This is a genomic window from Streptomyces sp. 147326, assembly GCF_045000215.1.
GTDB lineage: Bacteria > Actinomycetota > Actinomycetes > Streptomycetales > Streptomycetaceae > Streptomyces.
The window spans coordinates 685,280-703,272 of the sequence record NZ_CP134201.1; the positions used below are offsets into that span (position 1 = coordinate 685,280).

The 17,993-nt window shown below is 73.6% G+C and carries 16 protein-coding genes; 4 read left to right on the forward strand and 12 right to left on the reverse strand.

Annotated features, from left to right (window positions below; translation table 11 throughout):
• Window positions 1–115: 115 nt before the first annotated feature.
• Entirely contained in the window at window positions 116–766 is a 651-nt protein-coding gene (locus RIU97_RS03420; RefSeq protein ID WP_404953248.1) for a hypothetical protein, read from the forward strand.
• A 30-nt stretch (window positions 767–796) separates the two neighbouring features.
• Here the strand turns inward: RIU97_RS03420 and RIU97_RS03425 are convergent, their stop codons facing one another.
• From RIU97_RS03425 to RIU97_RS03475, 11 genes are all read right to left on the reverse strand, one after another.
• Window positions 797–1,273, reverse strand: coding sequence for a hypothetical protein (locus tag RIU97_RS03425; protein ID WP_404953249.1), 477 nt, complete (start codon window positions 1,271–1,273; stop codon window positions 797–799).
• Entirely contained in the window at window positions 1,270–1,476 is a 207-nt protein-coding gene (locus RIU97_RS03430) for a hypothetical protein (protein WP_404953250.1), read from the reverse strand. Before RIU97_RS03430 ends, RIU97_RS03425 begins: the two co-directional genes overlap by 4 nt.
• Window positions 1,477–1,621: 145 nt before the next feature.
• On the reverse strand, window positions 1,622–3,439 hold the full coding sequence (locus tag RIU97_RS03435) for a thiopeptide-type bacteriocin biosynthesis protein (RefSeq protein ID WP_404953251.1): 1,818 nt from the start codon (window positions 3,437–3,439) through the stop codon (window positions 1,622–1,624).
• Between the two features lie 39 nt (window positions 3,440–3,478).
• Window positions 3,479–5,467, reverse strand: coding sequence for a TOMM precursor leader peptide-binding protein (locus tag RIU97_RS03440; protein ID WP_404953252.1), 1,989 nt, complete (start codon window positions 5,465–5,467; stop codon window positions 3,479–3,481).
• On the reverse strand, window positions 5,464–7,356 hold the full coding sequence (locus RIU97_RS03445) for a hypothetical protein (protein ID WP_404953253.1): 1,893 nt from the start codon (window positions 7,354–7,356) through the stop codon (window positions 5,464–5,466). Before RIU97_RS03445 ends, RIU97_RS03440 begins: the two co-directional genes overlap by 4 nt.
• Window positions 7,353–8,528, reverse strand: coding sequence for a lantibiotic dehydratase C-terminal domain-containing protein (locus RIU97_RS03450; protein ID WP_404953254.1), 1,176 nt, complete (start codon window positions 8,526–8,528; stop codon window positions 7,353–7,355). Before RIU97_RS03450 ends, RIU97_RS03445 begins: the two co-directional genes overlap by 4 nt.
• A gap of 71 nt (window positions 8,529–8,599) precedes the next feature.
• Window positions 8,600–11,413: a lantibiotic dehydratase gene (locus RIU97_RS03455; protein WP_404953255.1), complete on the reverse strand. Its 2,814-nt coding sequence runs from the start codon at window positions 11,411–11,413 to the stop codon at window positions 8,600–8,602.
• A gap of 120 nt (window positions 11,414–11,533) precedes the next feature.
• Entirely contained in the window at window positions 11,534–11,716 is a 183-nt protein-coding gene (locus tag RIU97_RS03460; RefSeq protein WP_404953257.1) for a thiazolylpeptide-type bacteriocin, read from the reverse strand.
• Window positions 11,717–11,738: 22 nt separating this feature from the next.
• Window positions 11,739–11,927 carry a thiazolylpeptide-type bacteriocin gene (locus RIU97_RS03465; RefSeq protein WP_404953258.1) on the reverse strand — a complete coding sequence of 63 codons (189 nt, stop codon included), beginning with the start codon at window positions 11,925–11,927 and terminating at the stop codon, window positions 11,739–11,741.
• Between the two features lie 501 nt (window positions 11,928–12,428).
• Window positions 12,429–12,938 carry an NUDIX hydrolase gene (locus RIU97_RS03470; RefSeq protein WP_404953259.1) on the reverse strand — a complete coding sequence of 170 codons (510 nt, stop codon included), beginning with the start codon at window positions 12,936–12,938 and terminating at the stop codon, window positions 12,429–12,431.
• A 207-nt stretch (window positions 12,939–13,145) separates the two neighbouring features.
• Window positions 13,146–14,807: a hypothetical protein gene (locus RIU97_RS03475; protein ID WP_404953260.1), complete on the reverse strand. Its 1,662-nt coding sequence runs from the start codon at window positions 14,805–14,807 to the stop codon at window positions 13,146–13,148.
• Between the two features lie 341 nt (window positions 14,808–15,148).
• On the opposite strand from RIU97_RS03475, the gene RIU97_RS03480 reads away from it, so the two are divergent.
• Both RIU97_RS03480 and RIU97_RS03485 read left to right on the forward strand, forming a co-directional pair.
• The gene (locus tag RIU97_RS03480) at window positions 15,149–15,310 is read left to right on the forward strand and encodes a hypothetical protein (protein WP_404953261.1); all 162 of its coding nucleotides are present in this window, start codon (window positions 15,149–15,151) and stop codon (window positions 15,308–15,310) included.
• 32 nt (window positions 15,311–15,342) lie between these two features.
• Window positions 15,343–15,498: a hypothetical protein gene (locus RIU97_RS03485; RefSeq protein WP_404953262.1), complete on the forward strand. Its 156-nt coding sequence runs from the start codon at window positions 15,343–15,345 to the stop codon at window positions 15,496–15,498.
• Between the two features lie 372 nt (window positions 15,499–15,870).
• On the opposite strand, the gene RIU97_RS03490 is transcribed toward RIU97_RS03485, so the two are convergent.
• Window positions 15,871–17,199 (reverse strand): hypothetical protein, encoded by a 1,329-nt coding sequence (locus RIU97_RS03490; RefSeq protein ID WP_404953263.1) that lies wholly within the window; start codon window positions 17,197–17,199, stop codon window positions 15,871–15,873.
• A gap of 332 nt (window positions 17,200–17,531) precedes the next feature.
• Here RIU97_RS03490 and RIU97_RS03495 point away from each other — a divergent pair, with 332 nt between their 5' ends.
• Window positions 17,532–17,915, forward strand: a complete 384-nt coding sequence (locus tag RIU97_RS03495; protein WP_404953264.1) for a VOC family protein — start codon at window positions 17,532–17,534, stop codon at window positions 17,913–17,915.
• Window positions 17,916–17,993 lie beyond the last annotated feature (78 nt).

Below are 17,993 nucleotides of genomic sequence, written 5' to 3' on the forward strand. Positions count from 1 at the left end.
AATGGGATCGAGGCGTGGCCCGGGGGGCGCCGGGGTGCTGGCCGTCGCGGGTGCAGTGGTGGTGGCCATGACGAGCGGTTGCTCAACGTTGCCCGACGTTGGCGAGCTGCGGGCCATGGCCACCACGGACGGCGCACAGCTGAAGCGGGACTCGGAAGAGGCGCGCATCCGCGCGCTCGTTGAGCGGTTCGACCGCGTCGGGGGGCTGCGGTACGGGTACGACGTGCTCGAGGACGGGTGCACCGGCCCCAGTGACGGGGGCTTCAAGAAGCAGGCCACCGTTCACCTGATGACCTGCTCGATGGGTGTGAGCGCCGTCTACGGCGTGGAGGGTGACGTCACCGACGTTCTGCGACGCATCGACGGCGCGGCCATCACACAGTGGCGTCCCAACGGCAACGCCCCCGGGTATCCGTCCGCCGGCACGCTCGACCACGCGCTGCAGTACCACCGGTTCGGTGGCGTCTTCCAGGACGGACGACTGATGCCCACCCCGTTCCTGAGTTCCGAGGTCGGGGACATCAGCATCCTATGGGACCATCCGCCCCGGCCCGGAGAACCGGCGGAGTCGGGCCAGGTCGGGGCCATGGACGCGTCCGTGTGCCCGCCGGCCCCGCCGATCTACTCGCGGTGCCACACCCGCCCGGAGCGGCCTGACACCGTATCGGCCCTCCGTACCCGGTACGGAGCGGTCCTCACGGTCACGGTCAAGCCGGCGCTCACCGGCGCGACCTACCTCACCGTGCCCCGCCCGAAGGCGACGTAGGGCGGACGTCTCGCAACACCTGGCGTCCCGTCACATCGCTTCGACTGGCGCCCAAAGGACGTCAACGCACTCGGCGCCGTGGACCGCCCCGCCGCGGCCCTCACCGCTGGGGCCGGAATCGCCTACGCACGACGGGGCGCGTCCAGCTCGGCCGCCTCGCGACAGATCACCACGCACGTGGTCTGGGGGCACGCCCAGTCTGGGGGCACGCCCACCTCGACCCGGGGCAAGCCGGCCCGGCCAGAACGGATGACTGCCCGCCCGGTCAGCCCGCCAACGGGCGAGGTGGGCCCGCTCGTCGGCCGCGATCAGGTCGTTCGGGCCGCGCATCGCCAGGTGGTGCTCTTCCTGGTAGGCGGGATCGAGGACGCGGCCGCCGAGGAACACGTTGTCCAGGACCACCAGCCCACCGGGGCGCAGCCGACGCACGATCTCCTCGTAGTACGCCGGGTAGCTGCCCTCGTCGGCGTCGATGAACGCGATGTCGATGACCGGCTCGGCGTTCAACGAGTGGCCCAGCCGCCGGGCAGGGTCAGACGCCCGGCGCCGACCCGCACGACGACGAGCCTGTCGCCCTCGAAGCCGATGCGGTCACCTCCGGTCAGGAAGAGCGGGCTCGCCAGCTCGAAGGCGTAGCCGTCGTCGGTTTCGAGGTCCTCCACCAGGACCGACCGCGCGATCGGCGTGGTCCCGTCAGCTATCAGGCGCATGCCGGGATGGTCGCATGCACCACCCCGACCCGTCAGCACAGGCCCCGGCGGTCCAAGTGCCGCGGTCCGGGCGGCAGCCGACGCGGTGCGCCACGGCGGGCTCGGCCCGGTCGCACCCACCCGTGTCGTGCCGCCCGGGGCGTGATCAGCTGTCGCGTGGGTGCGGCCGACGGCCGAGGGGCAGGAGGTACTGGAGGGGCTGGTCCGGGTCCTGGAGTCCGAGCAGTTCGTGGGCCAGGTCGTCGTGGAAGCCGCCCAGCGGGGTCCCGCCCAGGCCCAGGGCCGACGCCGTGAGCAGCAGGGTCTGGGCCAGGTGGCCGGTCTCCAGCAGGGCCAGGCGCAGCGCGCGCAGTCCGTAGCGGCGGCGCAGCAGGCCGAGGTCGGCGTAGAGGGCGAGGAGTACCGGTGCCTGCGCGATGCCGATCCAGTCCGGGTCCGCCGACGGGCGCGAGAGGTAGGTCGACAGGGCGGTGATGTCCTCCAGGGGCGCCACCGGGCCGATGCGGCGCAGGGTCCGGCGCTCGGGGAGGCAGTCGTAGGTGCCGGCCGGGAGCCCGGCCACGTCGAGGACGAGCAGGCGGACGCGTGCCGTGTGGAGGGCGCCTGCGCTGGGGTAGGGGCGGTGGGCCAGGGTACGGGTCGTGCCGTCCGCGAGACGCTGCTCGCTGCGGCCGCTCTCGGCGAGGGAGTGCCACAGCAGGGCGCCGAGCGTGCCGGCGTCGAGCGGGCCGGTGAGGGCGCCGCGGAGCGAGGAGCGGGCGGCGAGGACGGCGCTCAGGGGCACCTCGGGCAACGGGTCGGCGGGGAGCGGGACTTCGGCGGCCGCGGCCGTGGCCGGCCCGTTGTCCTCGGCCGTGGCGAACGGGCGCAGGGCCGCGTCCTCGCCGCGGCCGATCTGGAACTTGCTCCGCTCCAGGTACTGCAGGTCGGGGGCGGTGTGGCCGGGCGGGAAGAACCCGGCCGGTCCGTCCGTGTCCAGCAGGGTGCGCGCGGCCAGCCGGCACACGGCTCGTTCCTCGTCGGGGGTCACGCCCAGCCGGTTGAACAGCATGTGCAGCTGCGAGCCCCAGACCCCGGCCCGGGTCCGCTCCCCCAGGCCGTCGAGCACCGAGTCGGCCTCCCGGACCTCTTCGGCCCAGTGCGCCAGCCAGGGCGCCGCCGTGCCCGCCCGGAGGCGGTCGCGCAGGTCCGCGGCGCGTCCGCTGAGGGCCGTGCGCTGCGCCGCGTGCACGGTGTTGACCCGGCTGTGGACGGCGGCGCCGGACAGCAGCGGCACCTCGGTGACCCAGCGCCAGCCCGCCGCGTGCGCGCGCAGCCAGCGTGCGGCGGCGAGTCGGTCCATGCCGAGCGCGTACGCCGTCGTGTGCGCCAGGTCCGCGGCCGCGGTGAGCCGGGACGCGGCCGTGCTCCCGGCGGGCAGGGCCCGCAGTACGTCGAGGGCGGTGCGCGTGGAGGCACCGAAGAGGGCCTCGGCGACGGGCAGCGCCTGCGGTCCGCCGTAGCGCCGGGTTTCGGGTACGTAGGGCACGGCGCGGATCTCACCGTGCCGGGAGGGCCAGGGGCCGGGCACGGCGGGCGTCTGCCGCGCCTCCCGCGCCAGGAGGTGCGGTAGTTCGGGGAGCTGCGCGGTGGTACGGACACGGATCCGTAGGTGGGGGCCGTCCTGCCCGTAGCGGATGAAGAACCAGTCGGCGGCTTCGCCGGCGGCCACGAGGCCGTCGAGGAGCGGCGCCGCGGCACGGACCAGGAAGCGGTCGGTGTCCTCGGTGGTGGAGTGCAGGAAGAGGTGGTGGCTCTGCCAGGTGCCGGCGGCGGTGCCCGTGCCGGTGTCGGTGTCCGTGTCGGTGTCCGTGTCGGTGTCCGTGTCGGTGTCCGTCTCGGTGTCCGTCTCGGTGTCCGTGTCGGTGTCGGTGTCGGTGTCCGTGTCGGTGTCGGTGTCCGTGTCGGTGTCGGTCGTCGTCACGTCGTCCGGTCCTCGTCGTCGCATGTCGGTGGGGTCGGGTCAGGGGAAGGGGTGCGGGTGCAGGGGCAGTTCCTCGTGGCGGCCGGGCCGGCCGGTACGGCCCAGGCGGCGGGGCACTTCCAGCAGCCGGGGCAGGCCGCGGGTGCGCCGGTTGACGTGCCCGAAGGTCATCGGGAGTGCGCCGGGGACGACGGCCTTCACGCAGTGCAGGCCGAACCGCTCGCGCAGTCCCGGCTCGGTCTGGTCGACGGTGATCACCTCCAGGCCGGCCCGGGCCAGCCGGTCGACGGTCCGCGTCAGGAGGTCGGAGAGGTCGGGCACCGGCGCGGGTGCACCGGGCCAGGCCTCGGCGACCGGCACGACCGGGGTGTCGGCGAAGAGGAATCCCAGGCGGGGGGCGGCCTCGGGCAGGGCGCTCAGCCCTACGTGGTCGTCCAGGGTGAGCACGAGTTCCGGGCGCTCCAGCATGGGCCGCAGTCGCTCGGGATCGCGCGGCCCTCCCTCGGCGAAGGAACGGTGCGGTGCCTCCAGCACGTTGGTCACGACCTCGGCTACGGCGGAGCGGATGGCGGCGCGCGGATCGTGGTGGGCGCCGGCCGCGAGGAACATCCGCGGCGCGTCCCGGTGGCCGCCCTCGTAGCGGCAGACCGCCAGGACGGCCGGGATGCCGAAGTCGTTGGTCGCGTCCAGGAGGAGGAGCCGGTAGCCCGCGGCCGCCGCACGGTCCGCGAGCAGCAGGGTGTCGGTGTCGTCGGCCGGCAGGCGGACGCGGCGCAGCGGGGTGGCCGCGTACCAGGCCATGAGGAAGGCGTCGCGCTCCGCTACCTCGAACAGCCCGTACAGGGCGGCCTCTTCGGGGCAGTTGCCGAGCCCGCAGCCGTTGGAGGACTCGTACACGACGCGCGGCCGGTCCGGTCCGGGCACGTCCCAGTACGCGACGTGCTCGGGGACCGCGGTCGGCCTGCGGTGGGTGAGGGACCAGCCGCGCACCCAGTGGAGGGGCAGGTCCGGGGTGTAGGGGACGGTGGGCGAGCCGGGGTGGCCGTGGTGGGCGGGGTCGGGGAGGCCGAGCCGTTCGGGGTCCAGTGCGCGGTCGGGTCCCAGCTCGGCGAAGGAGGCCAGCAGATCGGTGCGGCGGCCGGTCGGACGCATGCCCGCGTACCGTTCGACGGCCTCGAAGAGGGCGATGCGCTCGCTGTCGGCGAAGGTGCGGGCCCGGCCGTGGCCACCGTCGTCGACGGACCGGCCGTCGGCGACGATCGCGCTGGTGAGGCTGAACGCCGAGTCCTCGGAGCGGCGCAGCAGCCGCACCGGCCCGAACCTCTCGTCGTACAGGGCGGCCCGCAGTGCGGCGCCGGTCGTACGGGGGTTGGGGCCGCGCAGGACGGCGGGGTCGGGCAGCGGGCGTGGCTGCGAGGGCAGCGGGCGGAGCGGGGTCCGGGTGTCGGACGGCAGGGGGTGGCACACGTCGCAGCCGCCGACGGGGCGGACGTGGTGGGTGGACCAGGTGCCGCGGCCCTGGTGGACGACGTGGACGACGGCCGAGTCCGGGTTCGCAGCCGGCTCCGGGGCCGGGTCCGGGGCCGGGGCCGGGTCCGGGGCCGGGGCCGGGTCCGGGGCCGGGGCCGGGTCCGGCTGGTCGAGGAGCTCCTGTACGAGGGCCTCGACGGCCGGGGTCAGGGCCGGTGAGGGCACCCCGGCCAGGGTCAGCTTCGGGCTCTGCCACGGGACCCGGCCGCCCGCGGTGGCCAGGCGCTGGTACTCGGTGCAGACGAGGCAGGCCGCGCCGCCCGGCCGGAGCACCGGCCCGACCACTGCCAACGCCCCGTCGAAGCGCACCGGGACCAGGGCCACGGGCCGTCGCAGGGCGTGGCGGCTCAGTTCCTCGGCGAGGCCGAGCGTCCACCGGGTCAGCAGGACCGCGGCCCGGCCGGTGGTCGTCGCCAGGGCCTCGGCGGCGTCCAGCACGGGGAGGGGTAGGGGGACGGCAGCGTCAGCGGCAGCGGGGACGACGGCAGGGGCGGTCATCGGGCCTCCTCGGCGATGCGCAGCACGGTGAAGCCGAAGGAGCGCAGCAGGTCGGCGAGTTCGGGGTCCGGTGCGAGGCCCCGTGCGGAGTCCGGCGTGACCACGGGGCCGGGCCCGGACAGCCGGTGCAGGGTGTGCTGGAAGGCTTCCTCGCGCCCGGCCAGGTCGGCGAGCCAGCCTCCTGTCCAGCCGAGGTCCTCCCAGGCCGCGGTGCGCCCTCCGGCCGCCGCCAGCGGGGCGACCGCGCCGCCGGAGGGCCGGGGTCGGCCGACCGGGGCCCCCGCCGCGGCGGTGCAGATGGCGGTGACGGCGGCCAGCGCGGCGAAGGAGGCGGCGTCGCCGGGCGTCGCCTCGACGGCCTCGCCGAGCACCGGGCCCGGCCCGCGCCCCGGCGCCGCCCAGGTACGGCGGACCACGGCCCGGTACGCCTCCGCGCGGGGGGCTGCCCGGTGCACCTCCAGTCGCGCGGCGATGCCGAGCCGGTCGGTCAGGGTCGTCCACCAGTGGCGGAGCTGCGGGTGGTTGGACCACCGGGCCGGGTCCACCGCGGTGCGGCCGTCCGGAACGGATGCGGCGAGACGGCGTGCGGCAGCGTGGCGCAGGGTGCGACCGCGGGCGTGCCCCGGGTCGGCCCCGACGGTGAACGCGGCTTCCCCGAGCAGCAGTTCGACAGCCCGGCAGAACAGTTCCAGCCGGGCCAGGTCGAGCCGGGGCCCGCCGCCGGTCAGCGTACGGGGCGTTCCGGCGTTCCCGGTGGCGGGGCCGGACAGGGTGCAGGCGGCGAGGGGCACCGGGAGTTGGGGCAGCTCCCCCGGCAGCGGTCCGGGCAGGGGTCCGCAGCGGCGCTCCCCGAGGGCGGTGATCCGCCGCAGTGCCTCACCGAGCCCGGTCGGGGGCGCGAGGCGGACGTGGCGGTCCGCGTCGATCCGCTCGGGGCCGAGCCAGCTGTGGTGGTCGGCGCGCGCGGGACGGGCGTCGGCGAGGAGGACGGCGGGGATGCCGGGAAGCAGCCGCGGGTCGTCCCCCTCGGCGGCCGGGTCGGGCAGTCCGGCGGCCGCGCACAGCAGCCGGTGCGCGGCGGCTCCGGCCAGCAGCGCGGCGAACGCGCCCGGGACCCCGTCGAATGGCAGCGCGGTACCGCCCTGGTCGGCTCCCGCGCCGCCGGCGAGCCGGGCTTCCAGGGCCGCCGCGTCGGCGCGCGCCTGGGCGGCGCTGCCGGGGGCGGTCACGTATCCGGTGGCGCCGCCCCGTCCGGCCGCGACCGCCCGGTCCCGGCAGGCACCACCGCGGACGGTCAGCAGGACCCGGTCCCCGGGTAGCCCCGGGGCGGGGGTGCGGGTGGCGGGCAGACCGCCGGCCTCCAGCGCCCGTACGGCGGCGGCGGCGAGCGGGGAGGCGGGGTCGCGGGCCAGCACCTCGGCCCGGGCGGTGGCGAGGGCGGCGGCCGCGTCGGCGGGTTGCCCGGCGGTGGCGTCGATCCACCGTGCGACGGCGGGGTCCACTGCGCGGGTGGTGTCCGGATTCGAGGGGGCGGTGGTGTCCGGGTTCGCGGCGGCTCGCGGTCCGGGGACGAGGAGGTCGTGGTCGGCGAGTTGGCCGACGAGGGTGTCGACGGCGATGCGGACGGCCGAGCCGGGCTCCAGGCCCTCCCGGAACTCCGCGAGGCGGCCGGAGCGCAGGGGTTCCTCCAGCAGGCCCCACACCACCGGCACGGCGGTGCTTCCTTCCAGCGTGACGCTGCCGCGCCGCCCCCGCAGGTGCAGGCCGGCGCGCAACGGGGTGACGGCGGTGCCGGGGCGCAGCCGGTCGCCGCCCCTCGCGCCGCGGCCCCCGCCGGTGTTCGCACCGGTGTTCCCGCCGGTGTTCCCGCCGGTGTTCCCGCCGGTCATGTCCGTGCCTCCACCGCGTCGATGACGGCGCCGATCTCGGTGCGCCAGTCGCAGCCGGTCAGGGCGGGCACGGCGCGGACGACCAGGTGCGCGGCGAGATAGCGCTCCAGCGGGCGGACGTCGCAGACGGTCAGCAGCCGGTACAGGGCGTTCGTGCAGGCCCGGTGGACGAGGTAGTCGGGACGGCTCCACATCGCGCCCTCCGGGTCGGCACGGCGCAGCAGTCGGTGGAACTCGCTGTAGCGGGTGCGGATGTCCTGGTTCCAGCGCTCGTGCGCGGCGGCGTCCCCGGTGGCGGCTGCCCGGACCCGGTAGGCGAGGGGGTCTCCGTGCAGGTCGGCGCCGGCGTCGTAACGCTGCTGAGCGAGCCGCCAGGCGCCCCGCGAGAAGCCGGCCCAGGCCTGTTCCCAGTCGTCGGTGCGTCTGTCGGCGATCCGTCCGACGAGAGCGGTCACGGTGTCCCCGGCTTGCTCCCCGTGCCGCTCGAAGGTGGCGCGCAGCCTTCCGTCCGGGTCGTCGTGGAGCAGGAAGTCCTCCAGGTGGGAGACGTACGACCAGTGCCCGCCCGTCAGCCCGCCGGGGTGGGCGCAGGCGTGGGCTGTGAGGGCGGTCACCGCGAGGCGGAGCCGGGCCCGGTCGGTGTCCCCGTGCCGGCCGAGGAATGCGGCGCCGGCCCGCAGGGCGTCCAGGCCGGACCGCAGCAGGTCCTCCCGCAGGGCGGTCCCGTCCGCTCCGAGGAGATCGCGTAGGGAGGAGCGGTCGACGGGCTCGATCCGGACCGTGTTGTCGGGGAGGACCGGCCCGTAGGGCGGGGCGACGAGTTCGGCGCGCCCGGCCTCGGCGGCCCGTTCCAGGAGTTGGGCCTCGGTGAGGTCGCTGTGCGAGGGGTGCGCGCGCAGCCAGGCGCGGACGCGCGCGGCCGCGGCCTCGGCGGTGTGGGCAACCCGGGCGGGATCGGTGCCCTGCAGGCGCAGCCGCAGGTGCGGGCCGTGCAGCCAGTGCCGCTCCACGTGGGCGGCGGCCCCGTCCGCGGAGGCGTCGGCGGCGAGCGGCAGCATCACCTCGCGCAGCAGCGGGGCCTTGACCGGGTGGTGGTAGTACGCGACGACGTCCAGCGCGCTGCTGTCGCGCGGGTCGCCTCCTGCGGGGGCTTCGGGGTCGGGCGACGGCATGTCCGGCAGGCTCCTCTCCTGGTGGTGCGGACTCGACGGGCTCGGCAGGCTCGGCGGACTCGGCGGGCGGGTCATCGCGGGCGTCCGTCCCGGTAGACCTCCAGGACGAGTTCGACGGCCCGGACGGGCGTGGCCTGGCCGCCGGGTGCGGGCAGCGCCTCTTCGAGGACGACGCCGTCGCTGTGCCGGGACAGCCATTTGGCCAGGCAGCGCAGGTGCAGGGCGTTGCCGAGGTCCGCGAGGTGCGGCTTGGGGCGGGCCAGACGGCTCAGGAAGTCCTCGGTGGCCCGGCCGGTGGGGGCGCCGGCCACCGGGTGCAGGAAGACCTGCTCGGGCAGGCCGAGCAGAGCCCGCCAGTGGGCCGCGGCGGCCGCGGGGACCCGTCCGGGGCCGGTGTCGGCGGCAAGGTCGGCGCGCAGCCGGGCCACCACGCCGGACGGCAGCAGCCAGCGGCGGCGCTGGAGTACCACGTGCCGGTGGCGGAGCCGGGAGCTGACGGTGACCCTGCCGCCGGGTGCGGCCAGGGCCCGGCGGGGGGCGAGGGGCCGGAAGTCGACGACCCCGCCCGGGTGGTCGCCGAGGTGGGGCGCTATACGGGCCGGCAGCAGCACGGGGGCGAGGAAGCCGGGGTACAGCACGTCGAGCGGCTCGCCGGTGGACCGCAGGCATACCCGGACCTGGTCGGTGGCTTCGTCGTGGACGAGTTCCAGGTCGGCCTCGGCGATCGGGGTGCGACGACGGTCGGGGCCGATCTCGTCCGGGACGAGGAGGGGGTGGAGGTTGGCGTTGAACCCGCCGACGGGGCGGATCTGGGCGGGCCGGGCGCCGGAACCGAGGCCGCGCCTGATCTGCCGGGACACCTCGGCGGTGGCGCGGGGGTCCAGGGAGTCCAGGAAGCGGCTGGCGAACCGGCCCCATCCGCCGTAGACGTGGTTGACGGCCAGCAGCCCGGCGGCGGGGTCGCGCTGGAGGAAGTAGGCGTAGCTGAGGGGCCGTTCGACGGTCGGGGCGGGGAGCTGCTCCCCGAGGGTCTTGAGGATGTCCGCGGGCAGCACCGCCTCGTCGAAGGCATCGGAGGGCTCGAAGGCGTCGAAGACGTCGACGGGATCGGGGGCGTCGAGGGGATCGGAGGTGTCGCGGCCGGCGGGACCGTTCTGGTCCCGCAGGGCGTCGGCGACCTCCGCACGCAACCGGGCGAGCGTTTCGGTTGCGCTGGGGAACGCGTCCCGGTCGGCGGGATCGAGGAGGGCGATCCGTCCGGCGGACTCCCAGGCGGCGGTGACGTCCGGGCCGAACTCCCAGGGGTGCGCGCAGCGTCCGCCGGCGCCGTAGCGCGCGACGAAGCGGTCCCGGACGGCGCGGCGGACGAGATGGCCGAGGTCGAAGAGTTCGGCGAGGGCGGTCACCTCGCCGAGCGCCTCGTGGTCGGCGGCGCCGAGGAAGCCGTCGAGCGCCAGCGGGCTTGGGGCGACCACGTCCTCGGACAGGACGGTCAGCGGGGCGGAGGCGAGGGGGACCGGCCGGCCGGCGGCGGCCAGCTCGGCGGTCCAGCGCTGGGTGAGGACGGTGAGCCGTTCGGGGCGCTCGGCGGCCGGGGCGGCGGCGAACCGGGCGGTCAGCGCACCGAGTTCGGCGATCCGGTCGGCGCGTTCCGCGTCCTCGGGGTGGCCCGGGGCGAAGGACCGTACCCAGGCGGCGAGGCGTTGCAGGGGGTCGGGCTCCTGCGGGGGGACGGGGTCCTGCGGGACCAGCAGGCCGCCCCGGACGAGCTGGTCGAGGAAGGCGGCGGCCGCGTCCCGGCCGCCATCGCCACCATCACCGCCGTCACCGCCGTCACCGCCGTCACCGCCGTCACCGCCACCGCCGCCACCGCCGACCGGACCGAGGGCCGCGGCCAGATGCCGTGTCAGCTCCGCGAGCGGTACCGGGTTTTCGGCGAGGCCGGTGAGCAGGCGCAGCGGTCCTCCGGAGGCCACCTCCGCCTCGTCCTCGGCGGGCACGAGGTAGCGGCCGCCGGCGAAGGAGGGCTGGTCGCGGAAGTACGCGGCCCGTCCGCCGGCGGTCCGTGCGGTGCTGGTGATGCGGTGGGGCAGCGTGGTGCGGCGGTGCGGCGCGTCGAGGAGGGCGAGGGTCAGGGCGGTCGTCAGGGTGCGGTTGGCCCGTACGACGGAACGCAGGGGACCGTCGAGAACGGGTGCGGCACCCCAGGAGGTCACCGGGCGGGCCGGACCGTCGGCGGGGGCGCCGGCCAGCAGGCCCCATCCGACCGCCGTGAACCACGACAGCGGACTGGTCTTGGTGCTGGCCCGCAGGGCGTAGCGCAACACCGTTGGCTCCTCCTTGCGGGCCCGGCGATCGGCCGCGCCGGTGGCGGCACGGTTCACGGCGCGCAGCAGGTCGGCGCTGGTCAGGGCCGTGGCCTTGGCGAGGGCGGGTTCGCGGCAGAGGGCGGCGAGCACGGCGCGTTCGGCGTCCAGGGCGGGCCCCGTGGCGGCGTCGAGGGCGGTGAGGAGGGCGTCGCGGTCGGCGCGCAGGGTGAGCCAGGCGTCGAGCCTGGGAAGGCGGGCCGGCAGGTCGCCGAGGCGGGCGAGCACGGCGGGGCGGGGTTCGCGGCCGTTGTGCAGGGCCCGCCGCAGTGGCAGGACGACGTCGCGGTGGAAGTCGGCGGGGTGGCCGTCGCGGGCGTCGTACAGGTCGTCGCACAGCGGTGCCGCGGTCAGGGCCAGTTGGGTGTCGAGCCGGTGGAGGCGGGCCAGCAGGGCCCGGAAGGCGGCCGGGGCCGGATGCTGGGCCGGGTGGGCGAGCACGGTGGCGCGGGCCAGCGCGTAGGGCGCGGACCGTACCCGGTAGCCGTCGGCGCCGGGGGTGGGGTGCGGCTGCGGCATGGGTTCCCGTCCTGTGGGTGGGGGCGGCGCGCGGGCTTCCCGCCGGGCGCGGGGCGCGGCGGGAAGCGGCTGCCGAGCGGTGGTGCGGGGGTGCGGTCGTACGGTGGTGCGCCCGTAGCCCTACACGGGGAGTTCGGGCATCTGCGGGTGGGCGCAGGAGGACGAGCCGCAGGAACAGGAGCTGCCGCCGTTGGACGCGCCGCCCTCGGGCAGCGCGACCGTGTCCCGCATGGAGGTCACGGTGAGTTCACCGAGGTCGAGGTCGTCGAGGTCGTAACCGGAGGGTTGCGTGCTGTCGGTCATGGGTTTCCTCTCGTGTACGGGGTCAGGCCTCGAGGGCGACCGAGGCGTGCGGCTGGGCGCAGGACGACGAGCCCTGGCAGGAGCAGGAGCCCCAGGACGCCCCGCCCTCGGGCAGCGCGGCGGTGTCCCGCATCGAGGTGACGGTGAGGTCGCCGAGGTCGAGCTCCAGGTCGTGGAGTTCGGTCTCGGGGGTACGTGCGGTGTCGGACATACAAGTCTCCCGGGATGTGGAAGCGGAAAGCCGAAGGTGCACTGAACGTCTGTCGACCGGATGGCCCGGAAAGCATGGCGAGGTCGTCCGTACGGCGGCAAGCGCGTGGGACTTCTGCTCGCTACCTCGGCAAGTCCGGTTCGACTCAGTCACGTCGCTGCCGGCCGAAACCGGCCACGGGGGTATTACGGCCGGTGTTCCGGCCGCTCCCCAGTATTCCCCGGAGCCGCTCGAGCCTCGCCGGAGCCTAAGCGGCCGCATTTCCCGGCGGGGCGCGTAAATTGCGATGAGCGGCTTGAATTCAGCCAATTCCATGGACAGTTATGGGCGACGAACGATCGCGGGTCCGTGCCGCTACCGCTGCGAGCGCGGCGGCCCCGGCTCCGGTGCCGAAGGGCTGGTCGGTGGCGGTGCCGACCGCATGGAGCGCAAGGTCGGTGAGTTCACACATACCGACGAGGTGATCCCCACGAACCCAACGGGAGATGGCCCGATGACGACCTAACGCAAGGGTCGCTCCGCCCGGCTCAGGTCGCGGTACCGGTCGAATGCCTCGCGCGCGTCCGGAACGAACTCCCCTTGCCGAACAAGGGCTTCGAGTTCCGTCTCGGTGAGCCAGCCGTGCCAGGCGACTTCCTCGGCGCTCGGCCGCACAGGCGATGTGATGACGACCTCGTGCAGTCCAAGCCAGTAGGGGCTGATCGCGCCCGTGCGGAGGAATTTGAGCACGAAGCGCGGGGCGGCGTGAACGCCCACCTCCTCCGACAGCTCCCGGGCGGCCGCCTCTTCGTACGACTCGCCGACATCGGCGGCACCGCCGAGCATCCAGTTGTACCGGCCCGGAAAGCGGGACGAGTCGTCCGGGCGGCGGTGGACGAGGAATCGTCCGTCCTCGTCGCGGCAGACGATCGCGGCGATGCGATGCAGCCAGCGCTGACGGATCGCCTCGGCTCGGTCGACGACTCCCAGCACCTGGTCCTGCTCGTCAACGCGGTCAACCAGTTCACCCATGCGGAACACGATGCCAGGGGTTACTCGTTGCTCGTTGCTCGTTGCTCGTTGCTCGCGGCGGAGCCGGCAGGTGGTCGCGCTCGCTCGCGCCGTCGGCGCTCGGGTTCTCGGTGGGGCCCGGATCCCTCCGGAAAGGGACGTGCCCCGGGAACAGCCGCACTGGCTGTTCCCGGGGCACGGTCGTGAGGGCTCGGCCCGCCGGGCGGATCAGTACTCGTAGAGACCGAACATGTCGACCACCATGTCGGTGGGCTGCCAGCTGCGGTTCCAGAGGTCGATGACCCCGTGCTTGCCGGTGCTCGCCTGGACCAGGTTCGGGACGGTCGCGCCCTTCGTCCAGTTCAGGTTGGAGGAGTTGGGCGGTGTCGGCCGGATCTGGGTCCCGCCGATGTACTGGGCCCAGGTGTTCGAGTCCGGAGCGACCGTGAGGTGGCCGTCGCCCTGGGTGTTGGTGACCGTCGCGTTCAGGACGTAGCCCGTGACCCACGGCTTGCCGTCCCCGAGCGGCAGGTAGCTGTAGTCCTGGCCCGGCACCGGGGACCACTCGCGCGAGTCGTACAACCGCGTGGGCTTGACGGGCAGGTAGGCGGCCTTGCTGTCGGGGCTGTAGTAGCCGACGACGTCCACGATCACGTCGGCCGGGTCCCAGGAGCCGTTGCGGACGTTGATCCTGCCGTCGGAGCCCACCGGGACGATCACCGAGTTCGCGATCGTCTGGCCCGGCGTGAAGTTCACGTTCGACGTGGACGGGGCCTGCTGCCCGCTCGGGAAGAGCGTCAGGTGGCCGGCGTTCCGCGGGTTGGTGACCGTGACGTTGAGGGCTACCGCGGTGACGCCCCAGGACGGGACACCGGCCTTGCCGGCGATCTGGACGGGGAACGTGCTCTGCCCGGCGACCTGACCCCACGAGGTGCCGAGGCCCTCGCGGCTGTCGACGATGCGGGCCGGGTCCAGCGAGGTGTAGCCGCTGGCGTTGGTACGGGTGAAGTACCCGGTGACGTCCGCGATCACGTCCACGTCGCCGTAGCTGCGGTTGACGAGCTCGACGTAGCCGTCCGAGCCGACCGGCACGATCGTCATGTTCGGCACGGTCTGGCCCGCGACGAAGTTGACGTTCGAGGTGTTCGGCTGCTCCGTGCCCGACGGGTAGGCCGTGATGTGACCGCCGGAACGGGCGTTGGTGACGGTCAGGTTGAGGGCCACGGCGGTCGCGTCGGCCGGAATGCCGCTGTTGCCGCCGACCTTCACACGGGTCGTGCCGTACGGGAGGACCGGGCCGGCCGCGGCGCCGGTGCCGTCGCGGGTGTCCAGCAGCCGGGTCGGGCCGTGCGGGGTGAACTTCGAACCGTAAGCCTGGACGTCCACGCTGTTGGTGGCGGTCACGTTGTTGTTCAGGTCGGTCAGGGTGACCGTGACCTTGTGGGTCCCGATCTCGGCGAACTTGTGGTTCGACTTGAGGAGCTTGGCGTTGGTGGTGTGGGCGGTCTCGGTCTGACCGTCACCCCAGTTGATGTCGACCCGGATCGAGGACTCGACGCTGGTGCTGATCTGGGACGCGAGGCTGATGCCGTGCGCGGTGGTGCCCGAAGCGAGCAGGTCGACCGCGAGGCCCGGGTTGTCCTTCACGGCGCCGGCGGCTTGCGGAGCGGCGGCCGCCTTGCCGTTCTTGCCCGCATCCGCGGGCGCGGTGGTGGCCTTGCGCACGGTGCGCTCGGCGGGGCTGTGGAAGACGGCGGAACTCGCCGCCGCGGCCTTCGCGGAATCGATCTTGGCGGCCACGCTGCCCGCACGGTCCGCAGGCTGGTCTGAGGCCTGGGCCACGTTCGGTACGAAGCCGATGGCTGCCGCGACGACGGCAGCCGAAATCATGACGCGGTGACGCTGCACCGGTCCCCCCTTGTTCTTGAACCTGTTCAGAAAGTGAAGCGCGTTCAGCATACACACACCGGTGATGGATACGAACATCTTTTCGGATCGCGCGAACGCCCTGTCGCCGAGGACGACAGGGCGTTCCTGGTGGTTGCACCGAGCATGATCGAATTTGTCGGCAGCGCGCCGAGCGAGGCCGGGCGGGCGGCCGGGCCAGGTCAGGGCGCCATGGCCTGGAGCACGCAACTGATCGTGTCCAACCCAGGATCCGGCTCGGATGCCCGGCCGCCCGGCCCGCTCCCTGATAGCCCGGCGGCTCCCACCCACCGGAAGGATCGAAAATGGACCCGCGGAATTTCGTGGCCACCGACTCCGAGGTCGATCAGGCCGCCGCCCCGGTCGCCGTCGAGATCCAGAACCTGCTCCTGGACGCCCGGTTCGCCCAAGGGCTGATCACGTTGGTGGACTCGACCAAGCGCACGCCTACGTCAGGAACGGACTGATCGCCCGCGCACGCTACCGGCAGCGCGCGGCCGTGGCCGTCCTCTTCGAGGTGCCGCCGGCGACGGTGGAAGCACGGAACGCGAGCCGCGACCGCGCGGCGCCCGTGCACATCGTGCGCGCGCACCACCAACTGCTGCCCGACCCGGCCCAGCTGCGAGCCGAAGGCTTCGCCGCAGAACATCCGTAGAAGCCGGGCCGGTTCGGCCTCCGCCCGGCCGACGGCACCACCCAGCGCGAAGGGCATGCGGAAGACCACGGTCAGCACCACCGTCACGACGATCCCGCCCGAGAAGCCCTGGGCGATCCTGCTCGCGTATCCCGGCTCCAGCGCGTTTCTGCACCCTGCGGGGCCACTCCCGGCACCTGTGCCGCCGGCCCGGGTGATATCGCGTACCCGCACTCCTCAGCACGTGGCCCGGTGGCGAGGACCCCATCGACGTCTACGAGGTCCCCGCCGCGTCGCAATCGGGATGCGCTAGCGGTTGCCACGGACCTGTTTCTCCGGACTACGGCGAACCCATCCAGACAGCGTGTGCTGCTCGGGGTGTGGGCCAGCGGTTCAGCGCTTGGGGTAGACGCTGAGGACGGCGTGATGGGCGAGGTCAGCCGCAGGGTCCTTCTCGTTCTGCGGCGTCGATACGTACAGGGCCACATCGCCGGATACACGGGTGGGAAGGGTGACGCCGCTGAGTTCGGCGTGGCTCCCGGTGGCTATGTCGACGGAGACGGGTATGCCCGTTCCGCCCGGCGTCCTGGCCTTGCCGTATGCGGTGCCGGCGTTGTCCACCCCCATGAAGTCCACCCGGGCGGTGTCCTGGGTGCCACCGAAGCAGTAGCCCTTCTTGGCCTGGAGGTCGAAGGCCGTGTACGCGGTCACGAGATAGCGCCCGTTGTCACTGAGTACGGCCCGGTTCGCCGATCCCACCGCGCTTTCGTTCACGCCGTTGCATGGCAGCGCGTACACAGGGTTGCCCCGGCTTTCGTCATGCAGTGCCCACACATGGTTCATCGGCAGTCCGAGCCCGGAATACGCTTCGTCCTTGGACGGCCACTGGGCCACGACGTATCCGCCGCGCACACCGTGCGACGTTCCGCTTTCGATCCCACTCGACTCTCGCGCTCCGGCGGGGACGATTGCCTGCCCTGGCCACGCGTCGGTCATCTGGAAGGTTCCGTTCATGGACCCGTTGATCCTCAGCCGGTAGTCCCGGCTGCGTGAGTCCTGGGGCGAGGAGAGCACTCCGGTCGTCACGTCGACGATTGTGACTTCCTTGTCGTTGCCGAACGCGAGAGTGCCGTTCGCGTCGTGAGGGTGGGCGCCGCTCCCCATCCCCGGAACGCTTACCTGTCGCGCCGGAGCCACGTTCTTGCCAGAGGAATCAGCAGGGAAAACCGAGGCCTTGGCGATGGCGTTGCCGCGGGAGATCGCATCCTTCCCCTCCTGAACCGCGGCCACGAGGACCGCATAGTCCTTGCCGTCCTTGCTGGTCACGTAGAGCTTCACGTCGTCTGCCTGGACCTCGGCCGTGCGCTCACTCGGCTTCCACGGAGCGCTCGACCAGCGGACGGCTCCAGTACTGGCGTCGCGAGCTTCCACACCGAACGCAGCGCCGTCCTCGTAGGACTTGAGGAGCAGCACCAGCTGAGAGTGCGGGGCAACGGTCGGCTGGGTTAACCGCTCCGCCTGCATCACGGCCCACCCTTTGCTGCCGTCGAACGCGGGCGGAACCTGCGCCTGCTCGGCCTTGGGCGTCGAAGGCCCCGTTTGACCAGTTGCGGAGGGCATGCCGTCTTTGGGCTGGGGCGCACTCTCCTTCCGCGACGAGTCGCAGGCTCCCAACGCCACCATGACCGCTGCCGCAAGCACCACGCTCTGAAGCTTCTTCATCTAGGCCTTCACTCTCCGAATACGGCATGTCCTCGCAAGCTATCCGTCTACCGCGCTCCGCACACGGTCCTTCAGAAACCCAACGGGTCGCCGGTCGAGAGGCGTCACACCGTGCTCCTTGCCCGTCGGGGTCGGCCTGTTCGTCGAACGTGCCCGCACCAGTCCCGGCGACGACCACGGCCCGACCTGATCGCCGTCGCCCCGTCGCCGCTGCGGCGCGGGTCGTGCCCGTGGCGGTTGCGTAGCGGTTGCGTAGCGGCTAATGCCCGGCCAGCGCGTCTCGACGCGCAATTCGGTGGCGTTCGGCGTGGAGATCAGGAAGGCTCGCGCGCATGGTCTCGGTATTGCAGAACGTGGCGATTGACTGTGCGGATGCCTACGAGCTGGCCCGGTTCTGGAGCAGCGTGACAGGACGTCCGCTGGATCCGGAGGACAGGCCGGGTGATCGGGAGACGCAGGTGGTGCTGGCGGAGGGCCCAGTGCTGTACTTCAACCAGGTGCCCGAAGCGAAGACGATCAAGAACCGGATCCATCTGTGTCTGTGCCCTGAGACCTCGCGCGATCAGGAGGTGGACCGGCTGCTGGGCCTCGGTGCCACCTTTGTCGCTGATCACCGGAATCCCGATGGTTCGGGCTGGGCCGTCCTCGCCGATCCCGAAGGCAATGAATTCTGCGTTCTGCGCAGCGAGTCCGACCGGGCCGGCACGAATTCCTGACGGTTCACGCGCCGCCCTGGCACCGGTAGCGGGCAAGTCGGGTGGCATTCGGCGGAGCCGGCACGTCCATGGGGGTCC

What these genes read in the sequence shown, in the direction of transcription:
- RIU97_RS03475 (WP_404953260.1), bottom strand. Translation starts at nt 14,807, where the DNA reads ATGATTTCGGCTGCCGTCGTCGCGGCAGCCATCGGCTTCGTACCGAAC.
- RIU97_RS03460 (WP_404953257.1), bottom strand. Translation starts at nt 11,716, where the DNA reads ATGACCGACAGCACGCAACCCTCCGGTTACGACCTCGACGACCTCGAC.
- RIU97_RS03420 (WP_404953248.1), top strand. Translation starts at nt 116, where the DNA reads ATGGCCACCACGGACGGCGCACAGCTGAAGCGGGACTCGGAAGAGGCG.
- RIU97_RS03450 (WP_404953254.1), bottom strand. Translation starts at nt 8,528, where the DNA reads ATGCCGTCGCCCGACCCCGAAGCCCCCGCAGGAGGCGACCCGCGCGAC.
- RIU97_RS03430 (WP_404953250.1), bottom strand. Translation starts at nt 1,476, where the DNA reads ATGCGCCTGATAGCTGACGGGACCACGCCGATCGCGCGGTCGGTCCTG.
- RIU97_RS03470 (WP_404953259.1), bottom strand. Translation starts at nt 12,938, where the DNA reads ATGGGTGAACTGGTTGACCGCGTTGACGAGCAGGACCAGGTGCTGGGA.
- RIU97_RS03490 (WP_404953263.1), bottom strand. Translation starts at nt 17,199, where the DNA reads ATGAAGAAGCTTCAGAGCGTGGTGCTTGCGGCAGCGGTCATGGTGGCG.
- RIU97_RS03455 (WP_404953255.1), bottom strand. Translation starts at nt 11,413, where the DNA reads ATGCCGCAGCCGCACCCCACCCCCGGCGCCGACGGCTACCGGGTACGG.
- RIU97_RS03495 (WP_404953264.1), top strand. Translation starts at nt 17,532, where the DNA reads ATGGTCTCGGTATTGCAGAACGTGGCGATTGACTGTGCGGATGCCTAC.
- RIU97_RS03440 (WP_404953252.1), bottom strand. Translation starts at nt 5,467, where the DNA reads ATGACCGCCCCTGCCGTCGTCCCCGCTGCCGCTGACGCTGCCGTCCCC.
- RIU97_RS03445 (WP_404953253.1), bottom strand. Translation starts at nt 7,356, where the DNA reads ATGACCGGCGGGAACACCGGCGGGAACACCGGCGGGAACACCGGTGCG.
- RIU97_RS03480 (WP_404953261.1), top strand. Translation starts at nt 15,149, where the DNA reads ATGGACCCGCGGAATTTCGTGGCCACCGACTCCGAGGTCGATCAGGCC.
- RIU97_RS03465 (WP_404953258.1), bottom strand. Translation starts at nt 11,927, where the DNA reads ATGTCCGACACCGCACGTACCCCCGAGACCGAACTCCACGACCTGGAG.